The sequence below is a fragment of the Mycolicibacterium alvei genome (assembly GCF_010727325.1).
Taxonomy (GTDB): Bacteria; Actinomycetota; Actinomycetes; order Mycobacteriales; family Mycobacteriaceae; genus Mycobacterium; species Mycobacterium alvei.
This window is the reverse complement of the sequence record NZ_AP022565.1, coordinates 3503976-3528493: the sequence shown is the minus strand read 5'-3', so window position 1 is coordinate 3528493 and position 24518 is coordinate 3503976. Positions and strand designations below refer to the sequence as shown.

General features: G+C 65.6%; 23 protein-coding genes. 19 read left to right on the top strand and 4 right to left on the bottom strand.

Features of this window, described 5'->3' with window-relative positions:
• Positions 1 to 15 precede the first annotated feature (15 nt).
• Together G6N44_RS16810 and G6N44_RS16805 are read left to right on the top strand one after the other, a co-directional pair.
• A complete protein-coding gene (locus G6N44_RS16810; RefSeq protein WP_163665841.1) occupies positions 16 to 471 on the top strand; it encodes an acyl-CoA thioesterase in 456 nt (151 codons plus the stop codon).
• Positions 440 to 880: an SRPBCC family protein gene (locus G6N44_RS16805; protein ID WP_163665839.1), complete on the top strand. Its 441-nt coding sequence runs from the start codon at positions 440 to 442 to the stop codon at positions 878 to 880. The genes G6N44_RS16810 and G6N44_RS16805 overlap by 32 nt, the downstream gene beginning before the upstream one ends.
• Here G6N44_RS16805 and G6N44_RS16800 read toward each other — a convergent pair.
• Together G6N44_RS16800 and G6N44_RS16795 are read right to left on the bottom strand one after the other, a co-directional pair.
• The gene (locus tag G6N44_RS16800) at positions 877 to 1179 is read right to left on the bottom strand and encodes a hypothetical protein (RefSeq protein WP_163665837.1); all 303 of its coding nucleotides are present in this window, start codon (positions 1177 to 1179) and stop codon (positions 877 to 879) included. The genes G6N44_RS16805 and G6N44_RS16800 overlap by 4 nt on opposite strands.
• A gap of 418 nt (positions 1180 to 1597) precedes the next feature.
• Positions 1598 to 2290, bottom strand: coding sequence for a GntR family transcriptional regulator (locus tag G6N44_RS16795; RefSeq protein ID WP_163665835.1), 693 nt, complete (start codon positions 2288 to 2290; stop codon positions 1598 to 1600).
• Between the two features lie 126 nt (positions 2291 to 2416).
• On the opposite strand from G6N44_RS16795, the gene fadD5 reads away from it, so the two are divergent.
• From fadD5 to G6N44_RS16725, 14 genes are all read left to right on the top strand, one after another.
• On the top strand, positions 2417 to 4018 hold the full coding sequence (gene fadD5, locus G6N44_RS16790; RefSeq protein ID WP_163665833.1) for a fatty-acid--CoA ligase FadD5: 1602 nt from the start codon (positions 2417 to 2419) through the stop codon (positions 4016 to 4018).
• Positions 4019 to 4320: 302 nt separating this feature from the next.
• Entirely contained in the window at positions 4321 to 5058 is a 738-nt protein-coding gene (locus G6N44_RS16785) for an MlaE family ABC transporter permease (protein ID WP_276039621.1), read from the top strand.
• Position 5059: 1 nt separating this feature from the next.
• Positions 5060 to 5929 carry an MlaE family ABC transporter permease gene (locus G6N44_RS16780; protein ID WP_163665830.1) on the top strand — a complete coding sequence of 290 codons (870 nt, stop codon included), beginning with the start codon at positions 5060 to 5062 and terminating at the stop codon, positions 5927 to 5929.
• Between the two features lie 4 nt (positions 5930 to 5933).
• Complete coding sequence (locus G6N44_RS16775; RefSeq protein ID WP_163665828.1) at positions 5934 to 7151, top strand: MCE family protein; 1218 nt, start codon at positions 5934 to 5936, stop codon at positions 7149 to 7151.
• Positions 7148 to 8179 (top strand): MCE family protein, encoded by a 1032-nt coding sequence (locus G6N44_RS16770; RefSeq protein ID WP_163665826.1) that lies wholly within the window; start codon positions 7148 to 7150, stop codon positions 8177 to 8179. Before G6N44_RS16775 ends, G6N44_RS16770 begins: the two co-directional genes overlap by 4 nt.
• Positions 8176 to 9741 (top strand): virulence factor Mce family protein, encoded by a 1566-nt coding sequence (locus G6N44_RS16765; RefSeq protein WP_163665824.1) that lies wholly within the window; start codon positions 8176 to 8178, stop codon positions 9739 to 9741. The genes G6N44_RS16770 and G6N44_RS16765 overlap by 4 nt, the downstream gene beginning before the upstream one ends.
• A 21-nt stretch (positions 9742 to 9762) precedes the next feature.
• Positions 9763 to 11397 (top strand): virulence factor Mce family protein, encoded by a 1635-nt coding sequence (locus G6N44_RS16760; protein WP_163665822.1) that lies wholly within the window; start codon positions 9763 to 9765, stop codon positions 11395 to 11397.
• A 20-nt stretch (positions 11398 to 11417) separates the two neighbouring features.
• On the top strand, positions 11418 to 12572 hold the full coding sequence (locus G6N44_RS16755) for a virulence factor Mce family protein (protein WP_163670064.1): 1155 nt from the start codon (positions 11418 to 11420) through the stop codon (positions 12570 to 12572).
• A 3-nt stretch (positions 12573 to 12575) separates the two neighbouring features.
• Positions 12576 to 14129, top strand: a complete 1554-nt coding sequence (locus G6N44_RS16750; RefSeq protein WP_163665820.1) for an MCE family protein — start codon at positions 12576 to 12578, stop codon at positions 14127 to 14129.
• Positions 14099 to 14752 carry an Rv1363c family protein gene (locus tag G6N44_RS16745; RefSeq protein WP_163665818.1) on the top strand — a complete coding sequence of 218 codons (654 nt, stop codon included), beginning with the start codon at positions 14099 to 14101 and terminating at the stop codon, positions 14750 to 14752. Before G6N44_RS16750 ends, G6N44_RS16745 begins: the two co-directional genes overlap by 31 nt.
• Positions 14749 to 15723 carry an RDD family protein gene (locus G6N44_RS16740; RefSeq protein WP_163665816.1) on the top strand — a complete coding sequence of 325 codons (975 nt, stop codon included), beginning with the start codon at positions 14749 to 14751 and terminating at the stop codon, positions 15721 to 15723. The genes G6N44_RS16745 and G6N44_RS16740 overlap by 4 nt, the downstream gene beginning before the upstream one ends.
• Positions 15720 to 16271, top strand: coding sequence for an Rv1363c family protein (locus G6N44_RS16735; RefSeq protein ID WP_163665814.1), 552 nt, complete (start codon positions 15720 to 15722; stop codon positions 16269 to 16271). Before G6N44_RS16740 ends, G6N44_RS16735 begins: the two co-directional genes overlap by 4 nt.
• Positions 16238 to 17119 (top strand): mammalian cell entry protein, encoded by an 882-nt coding sequence (locus G6N44_RS16730; protein ID WP_163665812.1) that lies wholly within the window; start codon positions 16238 to 16240, stop codon positions 17117 to 17119. The genes G6N44_RS16735 and G6N44_RS16730 overlap by 34 nt, the downstream gene beginning before the upstream one ends.
• A gap of 16 nt (positions 17120 to 17135) precedes the next feature.
• On the top strand, positions 17136 to 17834 hold the full coding sequence (locus tag G6N44_RS16725; protein ID WP_163665810.1) for a YoaK family protein: 699 nt from the start codon (positions 17136 to 17138) through the stop codon (positions 17832 to 17834).
• Here the strand turns inward: G6N44_RS16725 and G6N44_RS16720 are convergent.
• A complete protein-coding gene (locus G6N44_RS16720; RefSeq protein WP_235682755.1) occupies positions 17785 to 18471 on the bottom strand; it encodes a hypothetical protein in 687 nt (228 codons plus the stop codon). The two genes, G6N44_RS16725 and G6N44_RS16720, sit on opposite strands and share 50 nt — an antisense overlap.
• A gap of 537 nt (positions 18472 to 19008) precedes the next feature.
• On the opposite strand from G6N44_RS16720, the gene G6N44_RS16715 reads away from it, so the two are divergent.
• A complete protein-coding gene (locus G6N44_RS16715; RefSeq protein ID WP_163665807.1) occupies positions 19009 to 21579 on the top strand; it encodes an alpha/beta hydrolase family protein in 2571 nt (856 codons plus the stop codon).
• A gap of 27 nt (positions 21580 to 21606) precedes the next feature.
• Here the strand turns inward: G6N44_RS16715 and G6N44_RS16710 are convergent, their stop codons facing one another.
• Positions 21607 to 23766, bottom strand: coding sequence for an acyltransferase family protein (locus tag G6N44_RS16710; RefSeq protein WP_163665806.1), 2160 nt, complete (start codon positions 23764 to 23766; stop codon positions 21607 to 21609).
• Positions 23767 to 23847: 81 nt separating this feature from the next.
• Here G6N44_RS16710 and G6N44_RS16705 point away from each other — a divergent pair, with 81 nt between their 5' ends.
• Together G6N44_RS16705 and G6N44_RS16700 are read left to right on the top strand one after the other, a co-directional pair.
• Positions 23848 to 24243, top strand: a complete 396-nt coding sequence (locus tag G6N44_RS16705; protein ID WP_179964395.1) for a guanyl-specific ribonuclease — start codon at positions 23848 to 23850, stop codon at positions 24241 to 24243.
• Positions 24240 to 24518, top strand: coding sequence for a barstar family protein (locus tag G6N44_RS16700; RefSeq protein WP_163665805.1), 279 nt, complete (start codon positions 24240 to 24242; stop codon positions 24516 to 24518). The genes G6N44_RS16705 and G6N44_RS16700 overlap by 4 nt, the downstream gene beginning before the upstream one ends.

Sequence of the window (24518 nt, the reverse complement as noted above, 5' to 3'; positions counted from 1 at the left end):
TGTCAGACTCCAGGTATGACCGACCTCACCCCGGATGACTTTCCGTTGCACTGGCCGGTGCTCACCCGATGGACCGATAACGACATGTTCGGGCACCTCAACAACGCGGTGTACTACGAGTTGTTCGACACCGCGATCAACGCGTGGATCAACACCAACTGCGATGTCGATCCGGTGACCGCGCCTTGGCTGGGGGTGGTCGCCGAGTCCGGGTGCCGCTACTTCGCCGAGTTGAAGTTCCCCGACCCGTTGGTGGTCGGACTGGCGGTGGCCCGGTTGGGGAACAGCAGTGTCACCTACCGGCTCGGGCTCTTCGAGCCGAACGGGCCGGTCGCGGCGGTCGGCCATTGGGTACACGTCTATGTCGATCGGACCACGCGCCGTCCGGTACCGATTCCCGACGTGATCCGCGAGCTGCAGCAGTCGATATGCTCGCCGGATGCCGCTCGTGAGCAAGACCGTCGAGGTTGAAGCCCCTGCCGAGAAGATCCTGGCGATCGTCGCCGATTTCGAGGCCTACCCGCAGTGGAATCCGGAGATCAAGGGCTGCTGGATCCTGGCCCGCTACGACGACGGCCGGCCCAGCCAGCTGCGGCTCGATGTCGAGATCCAGGGTCAGTCCGGCATCTTCATCAACGCCGTCTACTACCCGGCGGAGAGCCAGATCTTCACCGTGTTGCAGCAGGGCGACCACTTCACGAAGCAGGAGCAGCGGTTTTCGGTCGTCCCGCTGGGGCCGAACAACACCCTGCTTCAGGTCGATCTCGAGGTCGAGGTCAAGCTGCCGGTCCCGGCCATGATGGTCAAGAAGCTCATCGGCGACACCCTGGACCATCTCGCCAACGCGCTCGTCACCAGGGTGCAGCAGCTGTCCGCCTAGGCCGCGCGGTCGGCCGCTGCCGCCCGCAATTCCAGTACGCGACTGCGGATGCGGTGTTCGGTGGCCCGCGGCATCTCGGCGGGGCGATACCGGCCGTGCCTGACCCGATAGACCCGGCCGTGGTTCATCTCCCACCGCAGGGCGTCGGAGATCGCCTTGGACGGGCGTCCGGCGGTGGTGAAGCCCTGGTCCTCGAGCGCGTCGACCAGATCGGCCACCGATTGCGTGCCGCGTTGCAGCAGCTGCATGGTCAGCACGTAGCGGAGGTTGGTGCCCCGCAGCAGAAGTTTGTCCCCCATGGCGTCACGGTGCCAAAGGGGTCTGACAGTCACGCCAGTCACAGATTTCTGAGGGATATCCGATGTGCCCGGCTGTGCGCGACAATCCAGCGACAATCGCCACATCGGCATCATTGGTCCCGCAGAACCCATTGCCGCTGAGGATTTTTGCCCATCTGGCTCCACTGGCCTCGCCAGCCCCACCCGCCTCGGGCCCGATTGTCAGCGACTCTGTCGCTCATAGGTGGGCAGCCTGAAATCCGTTGCGTACGAGGCAAATGGGGTTGCAGTGATGGGAGTAAACGAAGAATCCGTGACAGAAGTTGCCGGGGTGATAGATGTGGCGATTGTCGCTGGATTGTCGCTGATAGGTGGGCAGGTCGAACATCCCATTCCCCGCGCCGACACGCCACCGCGGGACACGCCGAATGCCGGCGCCTCAGTCCCACATCCCGATGTCTTCGAGCCGTGCGATGAGGCGCCGGGCGGCGTCGGTGAACTGATTCGCATTGAGCTCGACCGCGGCCGCCGCGTCCCGTCGGCGCAGCGCGTCGATCAGCAGGCGGTGATTCTCGACGGCTTCGGTGCCCCACTCCGGATCCGTCGAATAGATCAGGGCCGGGAGGTACCGCGCGACGTGCAGTAGGAACCAGGCCAGCTTGATCCGGCCGCTGGCGTGGTTGAAGGCGCGGTGAAAGGCGAATTCGGCCGACGAGATCGCCCCGGGATCCCGACCGTCGACGGCTGCCGCGAGTTCGGTGTTGAGCTGCTGCAGCTCGTCGATCTGGGCTCCGGTGATGCGGGTCGTGACGGTGGCGGCGAGCTCACGCGCGATGGTGGCCTGCAGCCAGAAGATGTCCTCGATGTCGGCGCGGGTCAGGGGCACGACGACGTGGCCGCGGTTGGGCTCCAACTGCACCATGCCCTCCCCGCGCAGCGTGCGCAGGGCCTCCCGCACCGGGGTGATGCTGACCCCGAGTGCCGCGGCGGTCTCGTCGAGGCGGATGAACGTCCCCGGTCGCAGGACGCCGGTCATGATCTCGGCCCGCAACTGGACGGCGACCTCGTCGGAGAGTTGTTCGCGCCGTCCTCCGCGACGACGTTGCACGGCCGCTCTGGCAGGTGCATTCACGAGAATCCGGTCGCCTTTCCGGTGGGCTTGTCGCCGAGGCGCCGAGGCCATAGTGTGGCCGGGGCAACACTATGTTTGATCAAATATAAAATTCGTGCAACTCGATACCGATGGAGTACCGATCCGTTGACTGCCGAGCCGTTCCCCACCGAGCAGCCATATCTGGCCCGCCGTCAGAACTGGGCCAACCAACTGACCCGGCATGCCCTCATGCAGCCCGACAAGACCGCCCTGCGGTTCCTGGGGCACACCACCACGTGGGGTGAACTCGACCACCGGGTGACCAAGCTGGCCGGAGCCCTGAGCCGCCGCGGGGTCGGTTTCGGCGACCGCGTGCTGATCCTGATGCTGAACCGGCCCGAGTTCATCGAGGCGATGCTGGCGGCCAACAGGCTCGGCGCCATCGCGGTGCCGGTGAACTTCCGGATGACGCCGCCCGAGGTGGCCTTCCTGGTCAGCGACTGCGAGGCCCGGGTCATCGTCACCGAGCCCGTGCTCGCCGGGGTCGCCACGGCGGTACGTGAACTGGATGCGACGCTGTCGACGGTCATCGTGGCCCAGGAGAGCACCGAGGCCGTCGGCGACGGTGAAGTTCTCGGCTACGAGGATCTGATCGCCGAAGACGGGCCCCCGGCCGACCCGGTCGACGTCCCCGGCGACGCCCCCGCGCTGATCATGTACACCTCCGGCACGACGGGCCGGCCAAAAGGTGCGGTGCTGACCAACGACAACCTGGTCGGGCAGAGCATGACCAACCTGTTCACCACCGGCGTCGACATCAACAACGACGTCGGCTTCATCGGCGTCCCGCTGTTTCACATCGCCGGTGTCGCCGGAAACGTGAACACCGGTCTGACTCTCGGCCTGCCGACGGTCATCTATCCGCTCGGCGCCTTCGACCCGGGTGCGTTGCTGGACGTGCTGGCGGCCGAGAAGGTCACCGCGATCTTCCTGGTCCCCGCACAGTGGCAGGCGGTCTGTGCTGAGCAGAAGGCCAATCCGCGCGACCTGTGCCTGCGGGCGCTGTCGTGGGGCGCCGCGCCGGCGTCGGACACGTTGCTGCGGGCGATGGCCGAGACCTTCCCGGGCAGTCAGATCCTCGCGGCGTTCGGCCAGACCGAGATGTCCCCGGTCACCTGTATGTTGTTGGCGGACGACGCAATTCGCAAGCTCGGTTCGGTCGGGCAGGTCATTCCCACCGTCTCGGCCCGCGTCGTGGACGAGAACATGGACGACGTCCCTGTCGGCGAGGTCGGCGAAATCGTCTACCGCGCCCCGACATTGATGGCGGGCTACTGGAACAACCCCACGGCCACCGCCGAGGCGTTCGCCGGCGGTTGGTTCCACTCAGGGGATCTCGTGCGTCAGGACGAGGAAGGCTACATCTGGGTCGTCGACCGCAAGAAGGACATGATCATCTCCGGTGGCGAGAACATCTACTGCGCCGAGGTGGAGAACGTGCTTGCGGGGCACCCCGTCATCACCGAGGTCGCGGTGATCGGTCGGCACGACGACAAATGGGGCGAGATCCCCGTCGCCGTCGTGGCAATCACCAGAGGCGACGCCCTGAATCTCGGAGACCTCGACGGGTTCCTCAGCGAACGCCTGGCGCGCTACAAGCATCCGAAGGTGCTCGAAATCGTTGATGCGCTACCCCGTAACCCCTCGGGGAAGGTGCTCAAGACCGAACTTCGGGAGCGCTTCGGATCACCCGTCAACGCCCAGTAGCGGCGAGGGCGCGAAAGTAACTCAGGATCAACGGTTTCTGCAGGTCGCGGCGAAAGTTTGCTGGGTTGCCTGCCGTTGTTAACGGTTGATGGCACAATCCACCCGATGAGGTCCATGGCCCGGTTTTTATCAGGTACAGTCCGGTGGTCTCAATTACTACTCGTGAGTAGCGAGAGGCGGATCACGCAGGCTGACAGGCGACGAGGAGGGGGCGTGCGACACGTCCAGGAGGCGCACCGGTGACGGCGCCCGCCGACGGGTTCGTCGGCTACGTACGTGGTCAATTGGAGAAGCCGCTGGCTATGGTCGGTGGCTTCTTCAAGATGACCGTGCTCACCGGAAAAGCTTTCTTCACACGGCCTTTCCAGTGGAAAGAGTTCGTGCTGCAGAGCTGGTTCCTGATCCGCGTGGCATTCCTGCCGACGCTCGCGGTGTCGATCCCGCTGACCGTCCTCATCATCTTCACGCTCAACATCCTGTTGGCGGAGTTCGGCGCGGCTGACGTCTCGGGTGCCGGTGCGGCACTGGGCGCGGTGACCCAGCTCGGTCCGCTCGTGACGGTGCTCGTGGTGGCCGGCGCCGGGTCGACGGCAATTTGCGCCGACCTGGGCGCCCGCACCGTGCGCGAGGAGATCGACGCACTCGAGGTGCTCGGCATCGACCCGATCGAGCGGCTCGTGGTTCCTCGCGTGGTCGCCTCCACCTTCGTGGCCTTCATGCTCAACGGTGCGGTGATCACCATCGGCCTGATCGGCGGCTTCTTCTTCGGTGTCTATGTCCAGAACGTGTCCGCCGGTGCCTACGTGTCCACCCTGACCTTGCTGACCGGATTCCCCGAGGTGATGATCTCCGTCGTCAAGGCCACCCTGTTCGGCCTGCTCGCCGGACTCGTCGGCTGCTACCGCGGCCTGACCGTGGCCGGTGGGTCCAAGGGCGTCGGTACCGCGGTGAACGAGACGTTGGTGCTGTGCGTGGTGGCATTGTTCGCAGTCAACGTCGTGCTCACCACCATCGGTGTGCGGTTCGGAACAGGGCGTTGACATGAGTACCTCAGCAGTCCTTCGGTCCCGGTTCCCCCGGGCGTTCTCGCGCACGTCCGAGATGGCCGGCGCCCCAGGCCGGTTCCTCGACAGCATGGGCCACGTGGCGTGGTTCGTGATCCAGGCCGTCGGCTCCATCCCGCATGCGTTCCGGCACTACCGTCGCGAGGCGTTGCGGCTGGTCGCCGAGATCGGCATGGGCACCGGTGCCATGGCCGTGATCGGCGGCACCGTCGCAATCATCGGTTTCGTGACGTTGTCGGCGGGCTCGCTGATCGCCATCCAGGGCTTCGCCTCGCTGGGCAACATCGGTGTCGAGGCCTTCACCGGCTTCTTCGCGGCCCTGGCGAACATCCGCGTCGTGGCTCCGGTCGTCACCGGCCAGGCGCTGGCCTCCACGGTCGGGGCCGGCGCCACGGCCGAGCTCGGTGCCATGCGCATCAGCGAAGAGGTCGACGCGCTGGAGGTCATGGGCATCCGGTCGATCGCGTATCTGGTGTCCACCCGGATCATCGCCGGATCGATCGTGATCGTCCCGCTCTATGCGATGGCGATCCTGCTGTCCTTCCTGTCCGCGCAGTTCGTCACGACGATCTTCTATTCGCAGTCGGTCGGTACGTACGAGCACTACTTCCATACGTTCCTGCGCGTCGACGACGTGATGTGGTCCTTCGTCCAGGTCATCATCATGTCCATCGTGGTCATGTTGAACCACTGCTACTTCGGCTACTACGCCAGTGGCGGTGCCGTCGGTGTGGGTGAGGCAGTAGGGAGGTCGATGCGAACCTCGTTGATCGCAATCGTGGTGGTCGTCCTGTTGGCATCGTTGGCGCTCTACGGCACCGACCCCAACTTCAACCTCACGGTGTAGCGACATGACGACACCCCAAGCTCCCCTGAACAAGCCGAAGATCCCGCCGTACAAGCTGGCCGGACTGGTACTCGCACTCGTCACCGCGTTGGTCTTCGCGCTGACGTGGATGCAGTTCCGCGGGGTTTTCGAGGAGCAGACGCAGCTCACCGTGTTGTCGAACCGGTCCGGTCTGTCGATGGACCCGGGCTCGAAGGTCACCTTCAACGGCGTGCCGATCGGCAGGTTGACCGCCGTGGACGTGGCCGAGGTCGACGGTGATCAGCAGGCCAGGCTGACCCTGGACGTCAAGCCCCAGTACGTGAAGCTGATCCCGGAGAACGTGACCGCCGAGTTGAAGGCCACGACGGTGTTCGGCAACAAGTACATCTCGTTCACCGCCCCGGACAATCCGTCGGCGCAACGGATCTCCCCGGACAAGCCGATTCGCGCCCAGGGTGTGACGACGGAGTTCAACACGCTGTTCGAGACGATCACCGCGATCTCCGAGCAGGTCGACCCGATCAAGCTGAACCAGACGCTGACCGCCACCGCGCAAGCCCTCGACGGTCTCGGCGACAAGTTCGGCCAGTCCATCGTCAACGGCAACGACATCCTGGCCGACCTCAACCCGCGGATGCCCCAGATCCGCCGCGACATCGCCGGCCTGGCCGACCTGGGCGAGGTCTACGCCAACGCCGCCCCGGATCTGTTCGACGGACTGACGAACGCCGTCACCACCGCCCGCACCCTCAATGATCAGCGTCGCAACCTCGACCAGGCCCTGGTGGCCGCGGTCGGGTTCGGCAACACCGGCGGCGACATCTTCGAGCGCGGCGGCCCGTACCTGGTCCGCGGTGCCCAGGACCTGCTGCCGGTCAGCGAGATGCTCGATCGCAACAGCCCGGCTTTGTTCTGCACGATCCGCAACTACGCCGAGGCCGCACCGACGTTCGCCCAGCAGACCCGCAACGGCTACAGCATCGAGTTGCAGAACTTCCTGGTCGGCGCGGGCAACGCCTGGGTCTACCCCGACAACCTTCCCCGGGTGAACGCGAGAGGCGGGCCCGAGGGCAGGCCCGGTTGTTGGCAGCCGGTCACCAAGGATCTCTGGCCGTCGCCGTACTTGGTGTTCGACGTCGGCGCGTCGATCGCGCCCTACAACCACCTCGAGATGGGAAAGCCGCTCGTCGCCGAGTATGTGTGGGGACGCCAAGTGGGAGAGAACACGATCAACCCATGAGCATCAAGGGCACGCTTATCAAGCTCAGCATCTTCTCGGTGGTGCTGCTCACCTTCACTGCGATCATTTTCGTGGTCTTCGGTCAGATCCGGTTCAACCGGACCTCTGAGTACACCGCGATCTTCAAGAACGTCAGCGGTCTGCGCACCGGGCAGTTCGTCCGGGCTTCCGGCGTCGAGGTCGGGAAGGTCTCGGGCGTCAAGCTGATCAACGGCGGCCAGCAGGCCGAGGTCACGTTCAATGTCGAGAAGTCCCTGCCGCTGTTCGACGAGACCACGGCCGCGATTCGCTACCAGGACCTGATCGGCAACCGCTACCTGGAACTCAAGCGCGGCGAGAGCAGCACGAAGATCGCGCCCGGTAGCACCATCCCGCTGGAGCGCACCGAGCCGGCGCTGGACCTCGACGCACTCGTCGGCGGTTTCCGGCCGCTGTTCCAGTCGCTGACCCCGGAGAAGGTCAACACCATCTCCCAGTCGATCATCACGATCTTCCAGGGCCAGGGCGGCACCATCAACGACATCCTGGACCAGACCGCGCAGCTCACTCAGAGCATCGCCGACCGGGATCAGGCGATCGGTGAGGTCATCAAGAACCTGAACATCGTCCTGGACACCACCGTGGCGCATCAGCAGCAGTTCAACGACACCCTGAAGAACTTCGAGACGCTGATCACGGGGCTGAAGAACCGGGCTGACCCGATCGGATCCTCGGTGGCCGACATCAGCAATGCGGCCGGTTCGCTGGCCGACCTGCTGTCCGACAACCGCCCGCTGATCAAGGACACCATGGGCCAGGTGGAAGCCTTCCAGCAGCCGCTGATCGACCAGAAGCAGGAGCTCAACGACGTCCTGGTGCTGTTCCCCCAGGCGTTGAAGATCATCGGTCGGGCCGGCGGTATCTACGGTGACTTCTTCAACTTCTACGCCTGTGATCTTTCGTTGCGGCTCAACGGGTTGCAGCCGGGCGGGCCCGTCCGAACCGTCAGACTCAGTTCACAGCCGTCGGGTAGGTGCACGCCGAGATGAGGACACTTCAAGGTTCCGACCGCTTCCGCAAGGGGCTGATGGGCGTCATCGTGGTGGCGCTGATCATCGGTGTCGGCTCGACGTTCACCAGCGTGCCGATGCTGTTCGCGGTCCCCACCTATTACGGCCAGTTCTCTGATACGGGCGGCCTCAACACGGGCGACAAGGTGCGTATCGCCGGCATGGATGTGGGCACCGTCAAGAGCATGGACATCAACGGCGACAAGGTCGAGATCGGATTCACCCTGGGCGGGATGACGATCGGCACCGACAGCCGTGCGGCGATCCGCACCGACACGATCCTGGGCCGGAAGAACATCGAGATCCAGCCGCGCGGGAGTCACACGCTGGCGCCGCGCGGGATGTTGCCGCTGGTTCAGACCACCACGCCGTACCAGATCTACGACGCCTTCCTGGACGTCACCCGCAATGCAGCGGGCTGGGACACCAAGTCGGTCAAGGAGTCGCTGAACGTCCTGTCGGAGACCGCCGACCAGACCTCACCGCACCTGAGTGCCGCGCTGGACGGGGTGGCCCGGTTCTCCGAGACGATCGGCAAGCGCGATGAGGACGTCAAGAAGTTGCTGGCCAACGCCAACAAGATCGCCACGGTGCTCGGCGATCGCAGCGTTCAGGTCAACCAGCTGCTGGTGAACGCCCAGACCCTGCTGGCCGCGGTCAATGAGCGCGGCCAGGCCGTGAGCATGCTGTTGGAGCGGGTGTCGTCGGTGTCGCAGCAGGTCGAGGGCGTGATCAACGACAACCCGAACCTCAACCATGTGCTGGAGCAGCTGCGCACGGTCAGCGATCTGCTCGTCGAGCGCAAGCAGGACCTGGCCGACTCGCTGACCGTCGCGGGCAAGTTCATCACCGCACTGGCCGAGTCACTGGCTTCCGGCCCGTACTTCAAGGTGATGCTGATCAACCTGATTCCGCCACAGGTCCTGCAGCCGTTCGTCGACGCCGCGTTCAAGAAGCGCGGCATCGATCCCGAGGAGTTCTGGCGCAACGCCGGCCTGCCCTCGGCACGGTTCCCCGATCCCAACGGCCAGCGGTTCGAGAACGGTGCTCCGCCGGCTGCCCCGACACCGCTGGAAGGCACCCCGGAGCATCCGGGGCCCGCAGTCCCGCCCGGATCGCCGTGCTCGTACACGCCGACCGCGGCCGGAATTCCGTCGCCGGGCAACCCGATGCCGTGCGCCGGAGCCACTCAGGGCCCGTTCGGTGGTCCGCTGTACGGTCCGCCGGATCTCGCGACGTCGGCGCCGAATCCTGACGGCATCGCGCATTCGCCGGGCGTGCCCAGCGCGGCCATCCCCGGCCAGATGCCGCCGGATCAGCCCGGTGCCCCGGTCGAATTGGCCCCCGGCCCGCCCGGCGCCCGCACCGTTCCGATCGCTCCGTTGCCGGTGGCGCCGGGACCCCTTCCGGGTTACGCACCGCACCCGGGCCCGCTCAACGCTCCCCCGGCGCCGCCGGGGCCGGGTCCGGACGCGGGACCGGCGGGTACTGCGCCGCTCCCGGGTAACCCGCCGTTCCTTCCGCCAGGGTCACAGGGCTAGGCCAGGGGGAGATACAGAGACATGTCAACAGTCTTCAACGTTCGAAACGTCAAGTTGCCCAAGACTTCCCGGGCAACCATCATCGTCGCTGCGCTGGCGGTGGTGGCTGCCCTGGTGCTGGGCTACTTCGGCCTGAGCCTGTACAAGAAGATGACCAACACGACGGTCACCGCGTACTTCCCCGAGGTGCTCGCGCTGTATCCGGGCGACAAGGTGCTCATCATGGGCGTCAAGGTCGGCGAGATCGACAGCATCGACACCGACGGCGACAAGATGAAGGTCGTCTTTCACGTCAGCGACAAGTACAAGTTGCCCGAGAACATCACGGCGTCGGTACTCAACCCGAGTCTGGTCGCCTCGCGGGTCATCCAGTTGTCCCCGCCTTACACCGGTGGGCCTCGGTTGCAGAACAACGCGGTGATCCCGATCGAGAACACGCAGATTCCGGTCGAATACGACGAGTTGCGTAACCAGATCACCCGTCTGCTCGACGATCTGGGCCCGACGGCGGAGCAACCCAAGGGTCCGTTCGGTGACATCATCGAGTCCTTCGCCGACGGCTTCGAGGGCAAGGGTGAGCAGCTCAACCGCACCTTGAGCGGGTTGTCGGAGGCACTGACCACGCTCAACCAGGGCCGCGGCGATTTCTTCCAGGTGGTCAAGAGCCTGGCGGTGTTCGTCAATGCCCTGCACAAGAGCGATCAGCAGTTCGTGGCGCTCAACGACGATCTGGCGCAGTTCACCAACTCGTTCACCAACACCGACCAGGAGCTGGCGTCAGCCCTGCAGGATCTCAACAAGGTGCTCAAGACCACCCGTGAATTCCTGGACAAGAACGGCGGCGTGCTCACACACGACATCAACAACTTGTCGGAGGTGACGACGGCGATGCTGCAGCCCGAGCCGCGCAACGGTCTGGAGACGGGTCTGCACGCCTACCCGAACCTGGTCGGCAACGCGCTCAACATGGTCTCGCCCACCCAGGGCGGCGTCATCGGTCTACCGGTTATGCCGGGCGTGACCAACTTCTCCAACCCGCTGCAGTTCGTCTGCAGTTCGATTCAGGCCGGCAGCCGGCTGGGGTACCAGGATTCGGCCGAGCTGTGTGCGCAGTACCTGGCGCCGCTCCTCGACGCGATCAAGTTCAACTTCATTCCGTTCGGCCAGAACCTGGCCAGCACGGCGATGACGCTGCCCAAGCAGATCTCCTACTCGGAGCCGCGACTGCAGCCGCCGGGCGGATACAAGGACACCACCGTCCCGGGCGTGTGGTCGCGTGACACGTTGTTCTCGCACGGCAACCACGAACCGGGCTGGACCGTGGCGCCGGGTATGCAGGGCGTGCAGGTGCAACCGGCAACCCAGCAGATGCTGACTCCGGAATCGTTGTCGGAGCTCATGGGTGGCCCGGACATCGCGGCCCCGCCGGCCCCGCCGGCGTTCGGAGTTCCCCCCGGTGGCAACCTGCCCGGCCCGCCGAACTCGTACGACGAGACCAACCCGTTGCCGCCGCCGTGGTACCCGCAGCCGGGACCGCCGCCGGCGCCTGCGCCGGGTGTGATCCCGGGTGACCCGATGTCGGGTCCCGCACCAGCCGCCTCGGCGCCGGCTCCCGCCGGACCGGCGCTGCCTGCCGAGGTCGGGGGGCAACCGTGATGAGCGAACAGACAGGTCGGATGAAGACACTCAACTGGGGTCGCGCCGGTCGACGCGTCGCAGTGTTGTCGGCGACCGCGCTGATCCTCACCTCGTGTGGGCAGTGGCGCGGCGTCGCCAACGTGCCGCTGCCGGGTGGGCCTGGCACCGAGTCCGGCAGCACCACGCTGTACGTGCAGATGCCGGAGACGTTGGCGCTCAACGCCAACAGCCGGGTGCGGGTGCGCGACGTATTCGTCGGACGGGTCCGCAAGATCGAGCTGATCAACTGGACTCCGACGTTGACCATCGACCTGGAGCCGGGCATCGAGCTGCCGAAGAACACCCTGGCCAAGATCGGCCAGACCAGCTTGCTGGGTTCGCAGCACGTCGAGCTCAATCCGCCGGACAAGAATCCGTCGACGGAGTTGTTGCGCAGCGGGGACACGATTCCGCTGGCGCAGTCGTCGGCGTACCCGACGATCGAGCGGACGCTGGCCGGGATCTCCGGCATCCTGACCGGCGGTGGCATCCCGAACATCGAGACCATCCAGACCGAGGTGTTCAACATCCTCAACGGTCGTGCCGATCAGATCCGCGACTTCCTGGGCCGGCTCGACACGTTCACCGACGAGCTCAATCAGCAGCGCAACGACATCACCCGCGCGATCGATTCCACCAACCGGCTGTTGAACATCGTTGCGGCGCGCAATGACACGCTGGATCGGGTACTGACCGAGTTCCCGCCGCTGATCGAGCATTTCGCCGAGACGCGTGACTTGTTCGCCGATGCGGTGACGTCGCTGGGCCGGTTGTCGAAGGCCGCTGACGACACGTTGTCGAACAGCAACGCCAACCTGCACACCAACCTGCAGAACCTGCAGCGGCCGCTCAAGCAGTTGGCTCGCTCGGCTCCGTATCTGGTCGAAGCGCTCAAGCTGATGTTCACGTTGCCGTTCAACATCGAGGGCGTTCCGAAGGTGGTGCGCGGCGACTACATCAACGTGTCGTTGATGATCGACCTGACGTTGAGTTCGGTGGACAACGCGTTCCTGTCCGGCACCGGTGTCTCGGGCATGCTCCGGGCACTGGAGCAGGCGTGGGGCCGTGACCCGTCGACGATGATCCCGGATGTCCGGTTCACGCCGAACCCGCACGACGCACCCGGCGGCCCGCTCGTGGAAAGGGGGGAGTGAGACATGGTGATGACCCGTTTCATCAGGATTCAGCTTGCTCTGTTCGCGGTGCTGACCGTGATCGCCCTGGTCGTGCTGGCGCTGGTCTACCTGCGGCTGCCCACCTGGGCGGGTGTCGGGATGTACCAGCTGAACGCCAACCTCCCGAATTCGGGCGGTCTGTACGCCACGGCCAACGTGACCTATCGCGGGACCAAGATCGGCAAGGTCACCTCGGTGGAGCCCACCGAACAGGGCGCTCACGTGACGATGAACATCGAGAACCAGTACCGGGTGCCGATCGACAGCAGCGCCAACGTGCACTCGGTGTCGGCGGTGGGTGAGCAGTTCATCGACCTGGTCTCCAAGGACGGGGCCAAGGAATACTTCCGCGCCGGCGACACGATCCAGATCGGCACCGTGCCCGCCGAGGTGGGTCCGTCGCTCGATGCCGCACAGCGGGGATTGGCGGCGCTGCCGAAGGAGAAGATCGCGACGCTGCTCGACGAGACCGCCACCGCGGTCGGTGGGCTCGGGCCGTCACTGCAGCATCTGGTCGATTCCACCCAGGCGATCGCCGGTGACTTCAAGGACAACATCGGGTCGATCAACGACATCATCGAGAACTCCGGGCCGATCATCGACAGCCAGGTGAATTCCGGCGACGCGATCTCGCGGTGGGCCAAGAACCTGAACACACTCGCGGCGCAGAGCGCGCAGAACGATGATGCGCTGCGGGGCGGCCTGCAGCAGGCGGCGCCGACGGCCGATCAGCTCAACGCGGTGTTCGGCGATGTGCAGGAGTCGTTGCCGCAGACGCTGGCCAACCTGGAAATCGTCATCGACATGCTCAAGCGGTACAACAAGAACGTCGAGCAGGTGTTGGTGACACTGCCCCAGGGCGCCACGGGGGCCCAGACCGCGACGATCTTCGCCCCCAGGGGTATGCAGCACTTCGCCCTCGGCATCAACATGCCGCCGCCGTGCCTGACCGGCTTCCTGCCGGCCTCACAGTGGCGCTCGCCCGCGGACACGTCGACGGCACCACTGCCCGACGGTCTGTACTGCAAGATCCCCAAGGATGCGCAGAACGCGGTGCGCGGCGCGCGTAACTACCCGTGTGCCGATGTGCCCGGTAAGCGGGCCGCCTCGCCCAAGGAATGCCACAGCGATGAGCCCTACCAGCCGTTGGGCACCAACCCGTGGTACGGCGACCCGAACCAGATCCGCAACTGCCCGGCCCCGGGCGCGCGTTGCGATCAGCCGGTTGATCCGGGCCGGGTGATTCCTGCGCCTTCGGTGAATAATGGGATGAACCCATTGCCGGCGAGTCAGCTTCCACCACCGGAATCAACGGCGATGCGCAGCGATCCGCTGACCGCGCCGCGGGGTGGCAATGTGAGTTGTAGTGGACAGCAGCCGAACCCCTGCATCTACACTCCGGCAGGAGGTTCGACGGCTACCTATAGCCCATCCAGCGGCGAGGTGGTCGGTCCCGGCGGTGTGAAGTACTCCGTCACCAACTCGAACAAACCAGGAGATGACGGATGGAAGGAGATGCTGGCGCCAGCCAGCTGAACCTCGCCGACCAGCAGGACACGCAAACCACCGAACCGCACGCGGACGACGTCACCCAATTCGTTGACCCGAACTCGGACACGGATGCCGAGGAGGCTCCTCAGAAGTCCGGGCCACGGCCTTCGCGGCTGGGGCGGGGTGCGATGGCGGCGATCCTCGCCGGGCTGTTGATCTTGTCGGCTGCCGTCGGCGTCGGTGGTTACCTCGCACTGCGCGCTCATCAGGACAGCCAACGGATCGCGAGCGACGAGGCCGAGGCCTTGCGGGCGGCTGCCGAGTGCGTGACGGCGACCCAGGCGCCCAATACTCAGGCGATGATCGAGGCCCAGACCAAGATCATCCAATGCGCGACAGGTGACTTCGGCGCGCAGGCCGCCCTCTACAGCGGCATGCTGCTCGATGCGTATCAGGCCGCCAACGTGCAGGTGAAGGTCTCGGACATGCGGGCCGCAGTGGAGAAGCACAACGACGACGGGTCGATGGACCTGCTGGTCGCGGTCCGGGTGCTGGTCACCAACACCGAGAAGTCCGATGAAGAGCAGGGTTACCGGTTGCGGGTGAAGATGGCCCGCGCCGAGGACGGCAACTACAAGGTCGCACGGCTCGACCAGGTCACGTCGTGACCGCTGTACTGGACAACACCGGACCGGTGGCCGTCGAGGGCACCGGGGCGGACCGGGCGCGGCTGGCTTCGTGGCCGGCCCGCGCGGGGGCGTTCGCCATGGACGTGCTGGCGCCTGCCGGGTTGATCGTGACGCTGGCACTGCTGGCGTGGTCGGTCCCGGTGTACGGGTGGTCGTGGTGGGTGTGCACGGTGGCCGCTGTAGCGGTGGGTATCGCGATGCTGATCAACCGCATCGCGCTACCGGCATTCACGGGTTGGTCGCTGGGCCGCTCGGTGTTCGGAATCCGGGTGATGTGGTCGTCCGGCGATGCCGGACTGGTGCGGTTGCTGCTGCGTGACCTCGCGCATCTGCTCGACACCGCGGCCCTGTTCGTGGGCTGGCTGTGGCCGCTGTGGGATTCGCGCCACCGGACGTTCGCCGATCTGCTGACCCGCACCGAGGTGCGCTGCGTCGATCAACCCACGCCCGACGCCCGACGACGTGCCGGTGCGGTGCTGGTGGCGCTCGCGGTGCTCGCCGGAGCCACGGCGGGTCTCGGCTATGCCGCGGTGTATCGGGAGGATCGAGCGTTGGATCAGTCCCGGGAGCAGATCATCAAGGATGGCCCACGAATCGTCGAGCAGTTGCTGAGCTACAGCGTCGACTCGATGGATCAGGATTTCGCCAGGGCCCAGTCCCTGGCTACGGATAATTACCGTCCCCTGGTCGTCGCACAACAGGAAGCGGCCAAGAAGCGCACTCCGACCAACAACGATCTCTTTGCGGTGAGCAGTGCGCTGCTTCCCGGAGCGACCAAGAACAAGGCCGCCATGCTGTTCGCGATGCAAGGACAACGGGGCATCGATCCGAAAGATCTGAAGTTCATCACCGCGACAGTGCGGGTCGATTTCGTCAAGGTCGATGGTCAGTGGCAGGCCGACAACCTGACCGTGCTGAAGCAGCCGTTGTTGAGTGGGGCGGGACAATGAGCCCAAGACGCAAAATCTCCGCGGACGAGCCGGACTACTTCGCGATCGAACCCAAGGAGCCGATCCGCTGGGGGCTGCCGATCGTCGGGATGCTGTCGGCGCTGTTGATCGCTGCGGCGATCGCGGGCTGCACGTTCATGTTGGTGCGGCACGAGTCCGATGAGCGGACCAGCGCCAGGGACGCCGACGCACTCGCCTACGTGACCGAGTTCATGAAGGGTTATATGACGCGGGATCCGTTCCACGCCAATGACTTTGCGGACGATGTCTTGCGCCAGGCCACCGGGGACTTCGCCAAGATGTTCAAAGACAAGCAGGACGAGATCACCGTTCGCGTGGCACAGGCCGAACCCTCAGAGGGCTCTGTGCAGGAGGCAGGCATACAACGCTGGAACGACAATGGCAGTGCCGACGTCCTGGTGGCGACCAAGACAAGTATCCGCACACCTGACGGCAAGTCCACGATCGAAACCGGAGATCGGTGGATCGCAACCACGATTCGGGAAGGACAGCAGTGGAAGATAAGCCAGCTGATTCAGGTTTTCTGACCACCGGCGAGCCCGACAAGCCGCGCCGCAGAATGCGTTTCGGGCGGCGGCGCCGCGCCGAGGACGTGGTGGCGGAATCGGTCGAGACCCCGGTCGACCCGGAGTCCGACGATGCCGAAGCCACGCCGGAGCGGCGGACCCCGACGGGCAAGTCGGGCCGTCAGGCCGGGACCGAGCCTGAGTCGGACACAGAACCTGAAGTGGTCGCAGAACCTGAAGGTGACGTCGAACCGGACGGCGACGCCAATGCCGAAGCCGAAGCCGACACCGAAGCCGACGTGGAGGCGACGGCCACCGAACCGGCCGGGGACGAGATCCTGGTACCGCACCGCGAGGCCGGTCGGCGCCTGACGTACGTTGCCGCGGCTGCTGCGGTGTTGTTCGTGGCAGCCGGGGCTTTCGGCGGTGCGATGCTGCAACCGTATCTGGCCGACCGGGCCTTGGTGGCAACCAAACTCCAAGTGGCGAAGACGTCGGCCGATGCCATCACCACGTTGTGGACCTACAACCCCGACAACATCGACAGCCTGCCCGACCGGGCCGAGAAGTATCTGTCGAGCGATTTCGCCAACGAGTACCGGCAGCTGATCGATTCGATCGTTCCCACCAACAAGCAGGCCAAGGTCACCAACAACACCGAGGTGATGGGGACGGCGGTGGAGACCATCGGCGGCGACGAGGCCACCGCGATCGTCTACACGAACACGGTGTCGACGAGTCCGGTCACCAAGAACATTCCTTCGCTGCGGTATTCGTCCTACCGGCTGACATTGCAGCGCACCGATGGGGATTGGCGCATCACCCAGATGCCCGCATTGACGCAATTGGACCTGTCTCCGCAGCTGTAGCGGCGAGGATGTAGGCATGGCCATCGCCTCGCCGGTGACGCAGCGGTCAACTGTTGTGGCCCTGTTGTTGCTGACCTGTGCGACCGGAATCGTCGACGCGGTCAGTGTGCTGGTGTTGGGGCATGTGTTCGTGGCCAACATGACCGGGAACGTGATCTTCCTGGGCTTCTGGTTCGTCCCGCACTCGGGCGTGGATGTGGCGGGCGCCCTGGTCGCGTTCGCCGGGTTCGTGCTGGGCACCGTGGTGGGTGGTCGGATGCGGCGCCATCTCGACAGTCACGTCCGGAACTGGCTGACCACCGCATTGGGCGTGGAAGTCGTTCTGCTGACCGTGCTTTCGGTGCTCTGCGGCACCGGGGTGCTGGCATATGACGATAATCGGAAATTCATCCTCATCGTTCTCGCGATGACGTTCGGGATCCAGAATGCGACGGCGCGTCAGTTCGGCATCCAGGAGCTGAGCACCACGGTGTTGACCCAGACGATCGTCGGCCTCGGTTTCGACAGCCGGTTGGCCGGCGGCACCGGGGACCGCGAGAAGTTGCGTTACGGCGTCGTGGCGACGATGTGCGGCGGTGCGGTGCTCGGAGGAACGGTGTCGCAGTTCACCGTTGCGCCCGTGATCGCAGCGGCGGCCGTGGTGGTGGCGATCAGCGCGCTGATTTTCAAGTTCGGGCCGGCTGCGGAGCCGATTCCTGCCGAGAGTGTTCGTTGATCCAGGCCGCACCCTCATTGGCGGCGTGCCGCAGGGCGGTGAACTCACCGAAGTAGTCGGCCACCGCGCCAACGCCGGGCAGCATGCCCAGATAGCGGTAAAGCTTTTGCGGGTGAGGCCTTTTCGCGAACTCGTCGCCCACGGCACGCACCGTGCCGGCGAACTCCCAGACCCTCTCGGGCAGGGACTGCGGCGTGGCATCGGCAGCCTGCGCCCCGAGGTCGGCGTCGGGGAGTTGACGATCGCACAACACAGCACCCAGCAACTGCACCTGATCGTCATGGTCGGTGACCCCGTCCTCACGGGCCACGGCGCACAACACGATGGCCTGATTGGTGAAGCCCAGGAAGTCCTGAATCGGCAGCCGGTCCGCGAGGACGCCCAATGCGCCTGGGAACGCGACGAGAATCGTGGTCACCGCCCCGACGCGATGCACCCACCACTTCACGTGGCCGTCCTGATCCATCTCGGACCAAGCCTTGGTACCCGGCACTTCGGCGAAGTTGAGCAATGCGGCCGCGATGTCGAGGGACTTGCCGACGGCGCCGTCGGCGGGCTCCTCGAGATGGGTACGTTTCCTGAGCCCCAGCGGGTCGAATCGGGTGGCAATGTCGAGTGCCGGGTTGATCACCGCCACCGCAGTTCCGAGTGCACCAGAAACGGCAGCGTCTGAAAGGCGAGTGAAAGGCAGCAGGCTTATCCCCATCGCAGCCATCTTGCCGGATGGATGCCGGTCACCAGAACGGTGGCGGTGTGTTGACCTCGGTGCTGAGGCGACGCCCCGACCGGTGTTGCACGAACGTCGGCAAACTACGAAACGAGTGGACGCCTGTGCCGGCACGACCCCGCCCAGATCGATCGATGCAGGTCGAGCAGGTTTCGGTGCCGGGCTGAATCGGTTGACATATCGGCCTTCGATTGACAATGGCAAGAAGCTCGGTGTCTGCATGTAGCAACATTGAGCGGGCGGGCGCAACCAGAAGTATCACGTTGCTTAACTTCAGCGTCAATATCTGGAGGGCCAGAAAGAACCCGATAAAGGTACCTCATCGATGTTTGCGACAAGTTGCAAACGCGAAGATTGAAGTTCTTTCCAGCAATGCAGTGAGGAAGCTCACATCAATGCTAGGTTGCCTGAGAACAGCCTGAGAAGGCGGCCGAAAGGACTGGTCAGATGGCACACAGGCACCGCAAGCAACGGCGTCGCGTCAAAAGGGTGGCAACCCTCGGTGCGGCAACCGCAACGATCACCGCGCTCACGGTGGGCGTTGCACCGCCGACGGCGCAGGCCGCTGCGGTTCAGCGCGACGTTCGGCTGCAGTCCGGGGTCCACCTCTTCCCGCCACCGGATCAGATCCCGGACCTCACCGGAGGGCTGGGTAGCCAGGGCTACGACCTGGCCCAGCAGCTCAGTGCGCAACTCCTGACGGCCATCGTGGAGAACATCAACTTGGCGGCGCTGGCCCAGGCCGCGGGCATCGACCCCGAGAGCATCGTCAACAACCTGGTGGGCAATGCGCTGAACCAGGTGCTGAACGGGGTTCTGGGTGGTGTGCTCGCAGCGGTGCCGATCGACCTTTCCGGTGTGCTGACCGTGGTGCTCACCCCGGCCCTGACGCAGGTGCTGGGACCGATCCTCGGGCCCGCCGCGAGCACCGGGGCGGCCAACTTCCTGGCTCCGCTGCTCGGTGGACTGCTCGGCGGTGCCGACGTCACAAATCTGGGCGCTCTCTTCGCCAAGCTCGGCCTGGACCTGAGTAACCCGCTCGATCTGTCGGGTGACCCGGTCCCCGGGCTGAACGTGGTCACCAGCGGGTGGGCGTTTGACCTGCTCAAGATGTTCGGGCCCGATCTGGGTTGGGTGCCGCCGTTTGCGAACCCGGTCGCCGAGGACATCAACAACACTGAATATCTCCGCGTGGGCGTCAAGGGTCTGCTCGACAGCCTGGGTATCACACTGCCGCCGATAATCGGTGGGTCCGATACGGGCGGCGGCGGGCTCGGTGGGTTGCTCGGTGGTCTGACGAATGCGCTGAAGGACGCGCTCGGGCCGACCCTCGGCGGCGCCCTCGGCGATGTGCTCGGTCCCCTTGTCGGCCCCCTCATTCAGGCTCTTCCCCCCGGCGTCGACCTCAACGACGTGATCGCAGATCTCCCCGATGTGGTGGCGCTGCGTGTGCCCATCGTGGTGGGCATCGGGTTGGGTGCCTTCGCCGCCGGAGCCGCATATCAACAGGTCGTCAATGACCTGCCGAATCAGCCCGGCGGCCTGAACTACACCGGCACCAATCCGCTGCTCGGCAGCTTCACGATCCTGCCGATGTTGTTGCTGGACAACCCAGGTCGTGCCAATGGTGGGATCTTGGCGCGCGCCTACCCGTTCTTCCGCCTGCTCGGTATCGACACAGTCACCCCCGATACGCAGGTTGAGCACAGCGGCGGGATTCCGCTCCTCAACACCGGACTCTCCCTCGGGGGCGCCAATCTCATCCCGATCAAGATCGACGCCACCTTCGAATACCTGCCGGGCTCCGACTTCGCGGCCTGGCCGAACCCGTTCACCCTGGCCAACAATATGGCGGCCGGCATGTTCCCGACCTACATCCTGCGTGGGTTGTCGGTCGATGACCTCGGATCGGTTCTCACCGATCAACTCACACCTCAGCTACTGGCAGCGCTGGGGAACGTCGCCCAGAACGAGCCGCTGGCGCTGAACTTTTATCTGACCATCCCGGCCGGGAGCCTGCCGCTGTTGGAGCCCACGTATCTGATGGTGGACGCCATCAACCTGCTGACCGGGATGAACTTCAACAACCCGATCGGCACGGCGCTCAGCCCGATGCTGACCAGCCTGGTCAACCTCGGGTACACCGACGTGTACTACGACTCGGGCACCGGCGTATATATGCGCACCCTCGATGAGGCCGGTGTTCCCACCGCGTTCGGCACCTTGCCGGCGAATGTCGACTGGGCGCAGGTCCCGGTCCACCTGGTGAACAACCTCGTGTCGGGCATTTCCCAGGCGTTCAGCGATGGCCTGGTCAACCAGAGCCCCGTCCCCAACCCGCTCAAGCAACTGCTCGGCCTGCTCGGCGTAGGTGGCGTGGGTGGCCTGAACGGTCTGCTTCCGGCGGGCGGTTCCGGGCTGAACCTGGCCGGGCTCACCGATACCCTGACAAATCTCGTTCCCGATGCGATCAACGGCCTTGGGGTGCAGAACATTACGAAGACGGATTTCGAACCCCAGGAGATCACGTCCGTCAGCGCAGGCAATGTCGACAAGAAGCCCTTGAGCCTCGACGCCCTCGCGGGTAAGGCGGCCGATATCGATCAGGGCGCCGAGGCCGTCAAGGATGCCGTTGTTGAGAAGGTGGCTCCGGACAAGGAGACGGCCACCGCGACATCCGTTGTCGACGAGGCGAAGTCGAAGGTAGACAGCGCCACCGACAAGGTGGCCGCGGCCGCCGACGATGCCAGTCAGGAGGTGAGGAAGACCGTCAGGCAGGCGCGCGAGCGGATGAAGGCCTCGGCGGAACAGGCCCGGGAGAACACGGCCAGGGCAGCCAGGGACGCCCAGGCCCGGGTGAACCGGATCGCCGAGGACGGTCGCAGGCAGATCCGATCGGCGGCCGAGAATGGCGGGCCCGCGATCGGCAAGGGTGATTCGGACCAGCCCGGCAAGAAGTCCGAGAAGCGGGCCGAGAAGCGGGCCGAGAAGAAGGAACGGAAGAAGGACGCGGCCTGAGTCGATCGGTCCGAAGGTGCGTTGGAGTTAGTTGGGTGCCAACGCACTTTCGGTGAGGCGGGCAATCACCGGAGACAGCAGCTGCGCGTACTCGGCGGTGATGTGGTTGTCGTCGCGGAAGACCAACGTGTTACCGACGATCACCGGGCAGCGCTGGTCGGTGCAGAAGTACTGGTCCAGCCGCGCGTACTGCCCGCCGCCGGCCCGCACCGCCGCCATCTCGGCGGCAATGCCCTTGTCGTTCACGGCGATCGGACGATCGGGCGCGCAGGCTGAGGCGTCGTCCATGTGCGCCGACAAGCAGGTCGGCACCGTGGCGTGCGGGTCCGGTACGGGGCCGAGCACCAGGACCCGCGCGCCGGTTCCGCGCAACTGCGATACCAGTCGCGTCAACCCGTCCAGCCAGGTCTGGTCGTAGCTGACGAAACCGAAATCGGCGCCGTAACGGCGGACCATGTCGAGCACGATCAGCGCGGGACGTTCCTTGGCGATCCGGGTCAGCACGTCGGCCCGCCACTGTTTGCATTCGGTGAACTCGCGTGCGAGGTAGGGGCTGAGGATCGGGAGCTTCATCGGCGGACAGGTGACTTTCGCGAAGGTCTCCAGACGCCAACCCTGTTGCTGTGCCGCCGTTTCCAGGGCGGGTTGCCACATCCCGGCGTGCGAATCGCCGATCAGCGCGACTTTCGTGGCCGACGCGATGTCGCCCGACGCGCAGTCCGGCACCGCCACGTCCTGCCAGGACAGGACGCAACCGTTGACGAACGCCTCGGGCTTGGTGATATTGCCCAGTGGCGGTGACAGATTCGACGGGACCGCGCGCACATCGGCGGAGGCGGCCACTGCCGCTTGGACCTGCTGCTCGGGTGTCAGCGCCGGAGCGGACGCGCCGGCCGGCCCGATTGCCGCGACCGGAACGGCCTCCGGCCCGGATCCCGTGGGTACCGGGCGCACGGCCAGCAGCGCGAGGCCGGCGCAGACCGCGACCCCCGTCGCCGTCGCGCCGACGGCCAGGCTGCGCCACGACGAGCCCCGCAACGCCGCGGCGAACCGAGTCGGGTTCTCGACCAGGTGCAAGGTCAGGACCGCCAGTCCGAGCGACATCACCACCATCGCCAGTCGGCCGGCCAGACCGCCGTCATGGCCGAACAGTGCAGGCGCCAAGAGCAATACCGGCCAGTGCCACAGGTACCACGAGTACGACACCCGACCGAGGCCGCGCATCGCCGGCTTCGACAGGAGTCGTCCCACACCCAGACCGGGTATGGCGCAGCCCGCCCCGATCACCAGGGCGGTTCCCATCACCGGCAGTAGGGCGGCGGTGCCCGGATAGGGCGTGGTCGTGCCGAGTTGTGTGCAGGTGGCCAGGATCAACAACAGACCACCCCAGCCGACCAATGCCGCACAGACCGGCGGCAGGCTGCGCCAGTGCGCCGCCGTCAACGCGATCAGACCGCCGGCGGCCAACTCCCAGGCGCGCGTCGGCAGCGAGAAGAACGCCCACGGCGGCATGGTCTGGGTCCACGACAGCGACAGGGCGAGCGACATACCCGCCACCACGGCCAGCACGCATGTGTAGGGGACGGCGGAACGGGTGCCCCGGCCGCTGCGCGTCAGCAGCCAGGCGGTGCCCAGGATCAGCGCCGGCCACAGCAGATAGAACTGTTCCTCCACGCCCAGTGACCAGTAGTGCTGCAGTGGGGACGCCGCCGTCTCAGCGGCGTGAAGGCCGGTGCCCTCTCCAGCCAGATAGTCGGTGCCCGACGCCGCGAAGCGGTAGTTGCCCGCATACAGCGCACTGGCGATCGCGTCGGCCAGCACCGACCGGGCCTGCAGCGGCGGGAGTAGGAGGGTGGCCGTCATCGATGTCGCCACGAGAACGAGGGCGGCGGCCGGGAGCAACCGTCGGGCCCGGCCGGCGTAGAACTGGGCCATCCGGACGGTCCCGGTGTCTGAGGCTTCGCGCCACAACAGCCCGGTGATCAGGAATCCCGACACGACGAAGAACACATCGACGCCGATGAATCCGCCGCCGAAACCGGGCACCCCGGCATGAAACAGCACCACGGCGAGCACCGCGACCGCCCGAAGCCCTTCGATATCGGGGCGAAACTGTTTGTTCGACAGGGGTTTTCGCCCGCTCGCGGTGCTGTCGCGGCGGGGCGTGGGCTCCGCAAGGCTCGTCACTCTGTTCACTCGAGTAACGATGGTCGCACAACTGGCGCTGTTGACCCCGGATTGACCGGGCCTGTTGCTAGCCTCGTGCCGATGGGACGATCACGCATTGCGGCGCTGGCCGTGCTGTGTGGTCTGCTTTCGGGCTGCTGCGCTCCGACCTCGGTATCCCCCAGGGAATCGGCGGCAGCGGACGGCACCTGCGATCTGAGCGGCCTCCCGCCGGAGGCCGACACGACCGTCGAACTCATCCGAGCCGGTGGACCGTTTCCCTACCCGCGCAACGACGGCGTCACTTTCGGGAACTACGAAGGCCGGCTGCCCAAACACGAGCGGGGGTACTACCACGAGTACACGGTGCCCACACCCGGCAACAAGCATCGCGGCACACGGCGCATCGTCACCGGGGGTGCCCCGCAGACCGATCCGCCCGAGTACTACTACACCGGTGACCACTACGAATCGTTCTGCCTGATCGGAGGCATGTGAAGACGTATCGGATCGACGGGACCCGGATCGGTTCCAAGGCGGACTTCTTCACCGAGATCGGCCGCGCGGTCAACGGCGACGGCGGCTACTTCGGCTCGAACCTGGACGCGCTGGCCGACTGCCTGCGGGGCGGTTTCGGTACCCCCGAGGATCGCCTCTTCCGGTTCGTCATGACCGACTACCGCGACATCAAAGAAGCGCTCGGCGACGACACGTGGGGCACCGTGCTGACGATCTTCACCACTGAGGGCGTCGACCTGTGGCTGGAGAATTGA